This is a genomic window from Roseateles sp. GW821-FHT02E12 (assembly GCF_059421665.1).
Map to the genome: position 1 here is coordinate 890,780 of NZ_JBWKVK010000003.1, position 9,846 is coordinate 900,625.

8 protein-coding genes and 1 pseudogene are annotated in these 9,846 nt (G+C 68.9%); 7 read left to right on the forward strand and 2 right to left on the reverse strand.

Annotation, left to right across the window (positions count from 1 at the left end):
- The first annotated feature begins 12 nt into the window (after positions 1-12).
- The 7 genes from AC07V5_RS21995 to AC07V5_RS22025 all read left to right on the forward strand — a co-directional run bounded on the left by AC07V5_RS21995 (position 13) and on the right by AC07V5_RS22025 (position 6,576).
- Positions 13-441: a DUF2141 domain-containing protein gene (locus AC07V5_RS21995; protein WP_495117841.1), complete on the forward strand. Its 429-nt coding sequence runs from the start codon at positions 13-15 to the stop codon at positions 439-441.
- 12 nt (positions 442-453) lie between these two features.
- Complete coding sequence (locus AC07V5_RS22000; protein WP_495117842.1) at positions 454-1,935, forward strand: carotenoid oxygenase family protein; 1,482 nt, start codon at positions 454-456, stop codon at positions 1,933-1,935.
- A 248-nt stretch (positions 1,936-2,183) separates the two neighbouring features.
- Positions 2,184-2,852, forward strand: coding sequence for a PEP-CTERM sorting domain-containing protein (locus tag AC07V5_RS22005; RefSeq protein WP_495117843.1), 669 nt, complete (start codon positions 2,184-2,186; stop codon positions 2,850-2,852).
- A gap of 18 nt (positions 2,853-2,870) precedes the next feature.
- A complete protein-coding gene (locus AC07V5_RS22010) occupies positions 2,871-3,500 on the forward strand; it encodes a PEP-CTERM sorting domain-containing protein (protein ID WP_495117844.1) in 630 nt (209 codons plus the stop codon).
- Positions 3,501-3,505: 5 nt separating this feature from the next.
- The gene (locus AC07V5_RS22015) at positions 3,506-5,263 is read left to right on the forward strand and encodes a glycoside hydrolase family 16 protein (protein WP_495117845.1); all 1,758 of its coding nucleotides are present in this window, start codon (positions 3,506-3,508) and stop codon (positions 5,261-5,263) included.
- A 54-nt stretch (positions 5,264-5,317) separates the two neighbouring features.
- Complete coding sequence (rpiA, locus tag AC07V5_RS22020; RefSeq protein WP_495117846.1) at positions 5,318-5,977, forward strand: ribose-5-phosphate isomerase RpiA; 660 nt, start codon at positions 5,318-5,320, stop codon at positions 5,975-5,977.
- A gap of 5 nt (positions 5,978-5,982) precedes the next feature.
- A complete protein-coding gene (locus AC07V5_RS22025) occupies positions 5,983-6,576 on the forward strand; it encodes a hypothetical protein (RefSeq protein WP_495117847.1) in 594 nt (197 codons plus the stop codon).
- A gap of 10 nt (positions 6,577-6,586) precedes the next feature.
- Here the strand turns inward: AC07V5_RS22025 and AC07V5_RS22030 are convergent, their stop codons facing one another.
- Positions 6,587-8,170, reverse strand: a complete 1,584-nt coding sequence (locus AC07V5_RS22030) for a M4 family metallopeptidase (protein ID WP_495117848.1) — start codon at positions 8,168-8,170, stop codon at positions 6,587-6,589.
- Between the two features lie 241 nt (positions 8,171-8,411).
- Positions 8,412-9,233, reverse strand: a pseudogene (locus AC07V5_RS22035) (methyl-accepting chemotaxis protein); the annotation flags it as partial.
- Positions 9,234-9,846: the final 613 nt, after the last annotated feature.

Consider the following 9,846-nt stretch of genomic DNA (forward strand, 5'->3'; position numbering starts at 1 on the left):
CTGGAGACCGCGATGAACAAAGCTCTTGCCGCCGCCCTGTTCGCCCTGCTGCCGCTGTGCAGCCAGGCGGCCGATGTCACCCTCGAGGTTGAGGGCCTGGACGCCAGCCGACTGCAGGGCGCCACCCTGATGGTGGCTGTGTTCACCGAGCCCACGAGCTGGCTGCGCCAGCCGCAGGCCGGGCATCGCTTCACCCTCGGTGCCGAGGCGGTGGGCGGCAAGTTCAGCGTCGTGCTCAAGGACCTGCCCGACGGCCCGCTGGCCATCAGCTTGTTCCAGGACGCCAACGCCAACGGCCGTCTCGACATGAACGCGATGGGCATTCCGACGGAGCCCTATGGCTTCTCGAACAACGCGGCCGGCAACTTCGGCCCGCCGAAGTTCGAACAAGCCGTCGTGACGCCCGTGGCCGGCATGCCGGTCAAGGTCCGCCTGAACTGAACGGAGGCGGCCATGACCACGACACGCCGTTCCTTCGTCACCGCGCTGCTGGCCGGTGGCCTCAGCCCTGAACTGCTGGCCCTGGGCCTGCCGGCCGACGGTTTTGCGGCCGATGCGCCCGAGCTGGTGCCCATGCGTGGCCTGGCGGGCGAAGACCTGGACACCGCCAGCACCGCCATCGAAGGCCGCCTGCCCGCCGCGCTGCGCGGCCGCTATTTCCGCAACGGCCCGGGCCTGATGCAGCGTGCCGACAAGCGCTACCACCACTGGTTCGACGGCGACGGCCTCGTGCAATCCTGGACGCTGCAGGACGGCCGCGCCAGCCACCGCGCCCGCTTCGTGCAGACCGACAAATTCCGCGCCGAACAGCAGGCCGGCCGCTTCCTGCTGCCCGCCTTCGGCACGGCCATCAAGGCCGAACTCCCGGTGCGCGGCCCTGACAGCGTCAACGTGGCCAACACCAGCGTGCTGCTGCAGGGCGACCACCTCTACGCGCTGTGGGAGGGTGGCAGCGCCTACGAGCTGGACCCGGCCACGCTGGCCACCCGCGGCGTCAAGACCTGGGCGCCCGAGCTGCGCGGCATGCCGTTCTCGGCCCACCCCAAGGTGGAGCCTGACGGCACGGTGTGGAACTTCGGCACGGCCAACGGCCGGCTCGTGGTCTACCAGCTCGATGCCGCCGGCACCGTGCGCCGCCACGCGCTGCTGGACGTGAGCGCGCCGGCCATGCTGCATGACTTTGCCGTGTCGCAGCGCCACCTCGTCTTCCTGCTTGCACCCATCACCATGGACATGGCAGCCGTGCGTGCTGGCGCGTCCATGATCGACGCGATGCGCTGGGCCGGCGAACAGCCGACCCGTGTGCTGGTCGTCGACAAGGCGGACTTCTCCAGGCAGCGCATTTTCGAGATGCCGGCCGCCCAGGTCTTCCATTTCGGCAATGCCTGGGACGACGGCCGCACGCTGCGGCTGGACTATGTGCAGAGCACGCCGCTGCCGGAGTTCAACACTGGGGCGCAGCAGATCATGCGCGGCGAGCGCACGGCGCGCGATGTGTCGACGCCGCGGGTGCTGGAGATCGACCTGCAGACCGGCCGGCTCAGCGTGGCTGCGCGCGACGAGGCCGTCGAGTTCCCCGTCGTCGACCCGCGTGTCGTCGCGCAGCGCCACCGCTTCGTCTGGTACCCCACCGCTGTCGACACCGGCGCGCGCTGGGGCTTCAACGGCCTGATGCGGCTGGACATCGAGAGTGGCGCGCGCGAGCGCTTCAGCTTCGGTGCGGACACCGTCGTCGAGGAGCATGTGCTCGTGCCCAAGCCCGGCAGCACCCGCGAAGGGGAGGGCTGGCTGGTCGGCATGGGCTATGACGCGCGCCGCCAGCGCAGCTTCCTCAGCGTCTTCGACGCGATGGCCCTGGCCGCAGGGCCGGTGGCGCGAGCCTGGCTGCCTTACTGGGTGCCCTACGGCTTCCACGGCAAGTTCTATTCGGCCTGACGTCGCACGCGTCCGTCGCTCCTTCAGCCGCCCGGCGGGCCAGCCGCGGCGGCTTTTCTCTTTGTGAACTTTGGGGGCGGGTCTAACCCGAGGAGCAAGGGCACTCCACATTGACAGCGGAAATCCCTGGCCATATGGTCGCGCCGCATTGAAAGCGCTTTCAGAAAGCGCTTTCAGTTTTGGCGACCGGCAGCAGTACGTCGTCGCCTCCATCGGGACGCCAGAGCCCACACCCTCCAGGAGACAACATGCTGAATCTGAAGACCTCCGTGGCGATTGCCGCCGCCTTGCTCGCCGGCGCCGCCAGCGCCACCACCACCAACGGCTTTGCCAACGGCGGCTTCGAGGCTGCCGGTGGGGCCGGCCAGATCGCCGCGGGCTGGCTGACGGCTGCCACCAGCAGCCCGGCCACGCTGTCGGGTGACGCCCACTCCGGCAGCAATTCCCTGCTGCTGAGCGCACCCAACGGTTTCGACGCCTCCATCGCACTGCAGGACTCGGTCGGCCACGGCGGCATGCCGGCCCTGGGCGCGGCCAACGTGGGCGACACGCCCTGGCTGAGCTTCTGGGCCAAGGGCGACGCCAGCACCACCGGCAACGCCTTCGTCAAGCTGCAGTACATGGGCACCAGCGGCAACGTCCTGGCCCTCAACCAGCAGTTCCAGAGCCAGATCAACACCAGCGGCTGGACGCAGATCAGCTTCCAGGCCGCGGCGATCCCGGCCGGCACGACCGCGCTCTTCATCGAGATCGGCACCGCCGTCGGCCCGCTGCTTGATGGCCGGCCGAACGCCGTCCTCGTGGACGACCTCACGCTCACGCTGACCACCGCTGCCGTGCCCGAGCCCGGCAGCTACGCCTTGCTGCTGGCTGGCCTGGGCGTCGTCGGCGCCATCGCCCGCCGCCGCCGCGCCTGAGACCCAAGGAGACAAGCCATGCAATTCCAATTTCACGCACTCACCAAGACGGCCGCCGCGCTGCTGCTCTGCGGCCTGGCGGCCCATGCCAGCGCCGCCGGCACCGTCGTGCTCGACTCCTACGGCCCCGACATCAACTACCTGGAGGGCTGGCCGACGCCGCTGGCCCTGGGCAACAGCATTGCCGTCCCGTTCGCCATCACCAGCGCCACCAGCATCGAGTCCATCCTGAGCACCATTGACGGTGTCGGTGGCGTCACGGTGGGCATCCTGGCGCGCACGGGCGCGCTGCCGACCGGTACGAGCTGGCTGCACAGCACCCATCTCGTCGACCCCTGGGCCAACACGACGCTGACGCCCACCGGTTGGACGCTGGCGGCCGGCAACTACTGGCTGGCCGCCGTGGCTGACGCCGGCTTCGAAGGCCAGTGGCAAAGCGCCACCAACAACCCCACCGCCAATTGGGCCGCGTCCACCGGCGGTGTCTGGGCGGAAGTGAACACGCCTTACATCGGCATGCCCGGTGCCCGCATCACGGTCACCAGTGCCGTGCCTGAGCCTGCCACCTACGGCCTGCTGCTCGCCGGCGGCCTGCTCGTCGCGGCCGCGGCCCGTCGCGGTAGCCGCAAGTCCAACGCCCAAGGATGAACACCATGAACCGTCAACATCTCATCGGCAGCCTGCTGCTGGCCGCCAGCGCCGCCGCATCCGCCAGCGTCACCAGCCCCGTCGTCGGCAAGCTGCTGTGGTCCGAGGAGTTCAACGGCGCCAGCCTGAACACCAGCCTCTGGACCCCGTCCAACGGCAACGGCTGCCAGATCAACCTCTGCGGCTACGGCAACCAGGAGCTGCAGTTCTACAGCCCCAACAACCTCAGCATTGCTGACGTGCCTTTCGAGCCCGGCACGCGCGCGCTGGCCATCACGGCCAAGCGCGAGGTGAACGGCGCCAACCAGTTCACCTCCGGCAAGATCGACTCGTCCGGCAAGGTGCAGGTGAAGTACGGCCTCATCGAAGTGCGCATGGCCACGCCCAAGGTCGGCGTGGGCCTGTGGCCGGCCGCCTGGCTGCTGGGTACCAGCCCCCAGGTGTGGCCGCGCAACGGCGAGATCGACATGATGGAGCAGGGCGGCCGCCAACCCGCCGGCCTGCCGGCCATCTCGCCCGACCAGTTCGTCGGCTCCAACGTCATCTTCTTCCACCAGGATGCCTGCGTGCCGGGCAATGAAAGCTGCGCGGCCTCGACCGCCTGGCAGACGAAGAACTGGTACACGCCCAGCCGCTCGCTCGCCAACCGCTTCGTGACTTACCGCCTCTACTGGACGGACACGCAGATGCGCTTCACGGTGCTGGACAACGGCCGCGAGTACGACATGTACAAGGCGCCGATCACCATCGCCTCGCCCTCTCTGCAACAGCCCTTCTACCTGCTGATGAACATGGCCGTGGGCGGCAACTTCACGCCCGCCGGCACGCCCGCGCAGATCACGGCGCCGTTGCCGGCCACGACCTATGTGGACTACGTGCGTGTCTACGAGCTCGACGGCCTGGGCGAGGTCAAGCTCGGCATCGGCATCCAGCCCGAGGTCGGCAAGTTCGGTGTCTTCACCGACAACACGCCGGTCGACAACAAGCAGGTGCCGGGCGTCTCGGCAGATGTCTTCATCTGGAACCAGGGCTCGATGACCGCGGGCAACCTGCCGCCCTTCGAGGGCTCGGGCGTGCTGGCCTTCAGCTACTTCTCTCCGGGGCAGTGGTTCGGCGGCAGCATCCAGTCGCGCCAGGTGCATGACATGAGCGGCTTCCGCAACGGCAACATCAAGCTCAAGATCAAGGCGCCGGCCAACGTCGCCTTCCGCATCGGCATCTACGACACCTATACCAACCAGAGCGCAGTCACCTTCCCGGCCAACACGACGGCCTACGGCCTGGTGCGCAACGGCGACTGGGGCACGGCCACCATCCCGGTGGCCGAGATCGCCGGGCCGAAGGTTGCGTTGCAGTCCATGCTGGACCTGTTCCAGTTCTTCAGCGTCGACGGTGCCTTGCCGGGAGCCCAGTTCCAGATCGCGTTCGACGACATCGTCTGGGACTCGGGTGTTCCGGGCACGCCGCAGGTGGTACTGCGTGCACCCACGCTGGCCAAGACCGCCGCGCTTTCCGGCGACTCCGCCCAGGTCGGCACCACGACGCTCGAATTCGCCGCCGCGGCGACGGGCTGGGTGGACGTGCACTACACGGTCAACGGCGGCGACGCCCAGACCGTGCGCATGCGCCAGGACGGCAGCACCAGCCGCTACACGGCCGGTGGCCTGAAGAAGGGTGACGTTGTCGAGTACCGCTTCACGGCCTGGGACAACGCACGCCAGGTGGCGGTCGATTCGGCTGCGAAGACGGCAGTCATCAAGTAAGGCCCGAAGGGATCGGAAGGGTTCTCGCCCCTCCGATCCCGCAAAATCCGGGTCATGAACCAAGACCAGCTCAAGCAACTCGTTGGCCGCGCGGCACTGGACTACGTCCCCGCCGGCCAGATCCTCGGCGTCGGCACCGGCTCCACGGTGGACTGCTTCATCGATGCCCTCGCGGCCAGCGGCGTTGCCGTGGCCGGTGCCGTCTCCAGCTCCGAACGCTCGACACAGCGGCTGCTCAAGCACGGCATCAAGGTGCTGGACGCCACCGAGGTGACCGGCCTGACCGTCTACATCGACGGCGCCGACGAGATCGATCACAGCGGCTACATGATCAAGGGCGGCGGCGCCGCGCTGACGCGCGAGAAGATCGTCGCCGACCTGGCCGAGCGTTTCGTCTGCATCGCCGACGAATCCAAGCTCGTGCAGGCCCTGGGCAAGTTCCCGCTGCCGGTCGAGATCATTCCCATGGCCGCGGCCCAGCTGACGCGCCGCTTCGCCAAGCTGGGCGGTGTCGCCAAGCTGCGCGAAGGCGTCGTCACCGACAACGGCGGCCACATCCTCGACGTGACCGGCCTGTCCATCACCGACCCGCTGGGCTTCGAGACCGAGGTCAACCAGTGGCCCGGCGTCGTCACGGTCGGTGTGTTCGCTCGCCACAAGGCCCAGGTCTGCCTGCTGGGCGGTGCCGACGGTGTCAAGACGCTGAGCTTCTGACGCCCATGTCGCGCGAGCCGCACGGCTTCGACGCGGCCAGCCACGAGCGCACCCACTGGTGGCGCAGCGTGCTGTTCAAGCTGCTGCTGTGCGGCGGTGTGACGGCCCTGCTCTGGTGGGCCAGCGGCTGGGCCGGCCTGCTGGCCAGCCTCATGTTGTGGGCGCGCGCCTTCTCTGCCGATCTGATCGCCTTGAGCGAAACCTCGTGGCGCGGCCTGCGCCATCTCGCCTTCCGGCCGGTGCAGGGGCGGTTCTACCAGTTCAAGGGCCACCGCATCCGCGTGCTGGATGACGAGATCGACGCACACCGCTGGATTGCGCTGGACGACCTGTCGACGGCGCTCGGCGCGCCGCTGCCGCTGCGCACGCTGAGGCGGGATCAACCCCAATCCTTGCGCGAGCTGCGGGACGGCAGCTACTGGCTCGACGAGGCCGCGCTGACCTGGCTGCGGGCACAGCGCAGCGACCGCGCCGGCCGCCTGGCCCATTGGGTGGAGCGCGAGGTCTGGTACCCGGCGCGTGGCCGCAAGGCCAGCTACAAGCAAAAAGGGGCGCCAGCCTCTCAGCCAGGCGCCCCCGATTCCAAAGCCGATTCCTGAGCGTTCAGGCTCAGTTCACGCCGACCGCGGTCCAGGCCGCGGCGACCTTGCTGGAGTAGTCGGTGCCCAGCGTCGCGGCCAGTTCCTGCGCGGCGGTGATGGTCGCCTTGCGGGCCGCGGCGTAGTTGGTGCTGGTGGTGAACTTGGTCGTCAGCGCGCGATACCAGATCTTGGCCGCTGCGGTGCGGCCGATGCCGCTCAGCGAGGCGCTGCCGGTGGCCACGCGCGTGTTGCCGGCCACGCAGGTCGGGCTGCTTCCGTAGCTGCTGCTGGTGCCCTCGGCGAGCAGGAAGAAGAAGTGGTTGGCCACGCCCGAGCTGTAGTGCACGTCGAGGTTCTTCACCGAGGAGTACCAGCAGTCCGCCGAGCCACCGTCGCTGCTGGGCTTGACCATGCTGCGCAGCGAACCGCCGCCCACCATGATCTTCTCGCCGATCAGGTAGTCGCCGGCGTCGTTGCCATTGGCGGCATAGAACTCCACCATGGTGCCGAAGATGTCCGACGTGGCCTCGTTCAGGCCGCCCGATTCGCCCGAGTAGATCAGGCCCGCCGTGCGGCTGGTGACGCCGTGCGTCATCTCGTGGCCGGCCACGTCCAGCGCCACCAGGGGCTTGAGCGAGGTGCCGTCGCCGTCGCCGTAGGTCATGCAGAAGCACGAGTCCGACCAGTAGGCGTTGTTGTAGTTGCGGCTGTAGTGCACGCGGTTGTAGGCGCCGGTGCCGTTGTTGGCGATGCCGTTGCGGCCGTGCACGTTCTTGTAGTAATCCCAGGTCACGGCGGTGCCGTACTGGGCGTCGGCAGCGGCGCTGTTGGTGTCGCTGGAGGCGTTGTTGCCCCAGGTGTTGTCGGCGTCGGTGGCAATGCTGCCGCCGTTGGTCTTGTTCTTCAGGTTGATCGTGTAGGTGCTGCCGCGGGTCGGGTCGCGCAGCTCGTAGCCGCCGCTGATGCTGTTGGTGGTCAGCGCCACGTTGCCGCTGTACAGCGTCTTGCCGGTACCGGCAGCCGCCGCGGTCTGGATGTCGTCCCAGACGTCGAGCTGCTGGCCGTTGGTGGCGTCGATGACGACATGCTTCTCGTACGGCGTGCCGTCATCGGCATCGCCGGAGACGAGCACCTCCCAGGCCAGCCGCGGCTGATCCTCGCGGGCCCAGATGACCTGCTCGGCATTCTTCTGCACGGTGCCGCCGGGGAAGGCATCGCCCACCACGCGCACGGCCTTCAGCTGGGAAAAGGCGGGGCGGGCCGACGCGGCCAGCGCGGGCAGCATGGCCACGCTGCGGTGCATGGTTGCCAGGTTGCCGAAGCGGTCGGTCTGCACGATGAGGTCGGCACCGATGGCGCGCAGGCCGCCGATGCGGCGATCCAGGTGCACGTGGCTGGCGCCGTCATCGTCGACGACGATGTTGCGCAGCGCATAGCTGTGGTCCTTGCCGTCGAGGCTCAGGCCCGGGAATTGCCGTGCCAGGCCCTCGGCGCTCGCGCGCATCTGGGTCGCGCGGGCCGCTTCATCAGCGCTTTGGGGGGCTTGCGCCTGGGCGATCGACGCCAACGCGGCCAGAACGAGGAATGACAGCTTGTGGCTGGTTCGGAACATGGTGGGAACTCCGGTGAGGGATGTTGCTGCTGGAGTACTGCTGCAGCGGCCCGCGGCGCCGGGTGGGCGGGCGGTACCGGGCCGGACTATGCGGGCCGCCCCCACACGCAGCCAGAGGGCTGCCCTGTCGCCCGCTGCTGCGACGGGGAGGTCCCGATTCCCAACGCGGGGCCCACAAAGGAAAAGCCGGGCGAACCCGGCTTTTCTTGTGAGGAGGCAGCGCGGCTCAGGGCCGCCGGCTTCAGAAGGTTTCCCAGTCGCCGTCGTTGCCCGGTGCGGGCGCGGCAGCCCTTGGGGCCGGCGCCGCCGCTGCGGTCTCGGTCTTGCGCGGCGCAGCCGGCGCGGGCCGGGTTGTGCCGTTGCCAGCCTTGGGCGCAGCCGCGGGCTTCGCGGCAGCCTTCGTCGCGGTCTTTGCTGCGGGCTTGCTGAACGCCGGCTTGTGCGCAGCCGGCGCCTTGGCCGTCGCCGCGCGGTGCGCAGAGCCGCCGAGCTTGAACACGGCGATGGCCTCGGCCATGCGGGTCGACTGCTCGCGCAGGCTTTCGGCGGCGGCGGCGGATTCCTCCACCAGCGCGGCGTTCTGCTGGGTCATCTGGTCGAGCTGCACGACGGAGCCGTTGACGGAGCTGATGCCCTCGCTCTGCTCACGTGCCGCGGCGCTGATCTCGCCAATGATGTCGGTCACGCGCTGCACACTGGCGACGATCTCGGTCATCGTGCTGCCGGCCGCCTGCACCTGCTGGGTGCCGGAGTCCACGCGCTCGACGCTGGCACTGATCAGCGTCTTGATTTCCTTGGCAGCGCCCGCGGACCGCTGGGCCAGCGACCGCACCTCGGCAGCCACCACCGCGAAGCCGCGGCCTTGTTCACCGGCACGTGCCGCTTCGACGGCGGCGTTCAGCGCCAGGATGTTGGTCTGGAAGGCGATGCCGTCGATGACGCCAATGATGTCGTTGATCTTGCGCGAGCTCTGGCTGATCTCTTCCATCGTCGAGACGACCTGGGAGACGGCCTGGCCACCGCGCTGGGCCACCGAGGCCGCCGAGCTGGCGAGCTGGTTGGCCGTCATCGCGGCATCGGCCGTCTGCTTGACGGTACCCGTTAGCTCGGACATCGCCGACGCGGCGTTCTGCAGGTTGCTCGCCGTTTGCTCGGTGCGCTGGCTGAGGTCGAGGTTGCCGGTCGCGATCTCGGCGCTGGCCGTGCCGATGCTGTCGGCCGCGCTGCGCACGTCGCCGATGATCTTTTGCAGTGAACGCTGGGTGGCCTCCAGGGCTGTCATCAGCCGGCCCACGTCGTCGGAGCCGCCGCTCGGGATGGCGTGGGTCAGGTCGAACCGCGCCAGTGCCTCGGCGGCCTCGGTGGCCGCGTGCAGGCTGGAGCCCTTGCCGCCGCCGCTGAGCAGGCCCACCAGCCCCGCGACCCAAGTCAGCACGAGGCTGGCGATGAGCCAGGTCTTGGCCGAGCCCGCGTTGTCGCCGAGCCCCGAGAGCGCCATGCCGACACCCACCGTCACGACACCGATGACGGCGCACAGCGCCAATTTCATCTTCTGTGAACCGCTGCCAGAACCGAACATGCTGTCGTCTCCATGGGGAAAGAAGACGCGGGACACCGCCCGCGCAAACGTGCAGTGTGCGGCCCGGGCCATAGGGCCGGACCGTCGATCAGCCGGG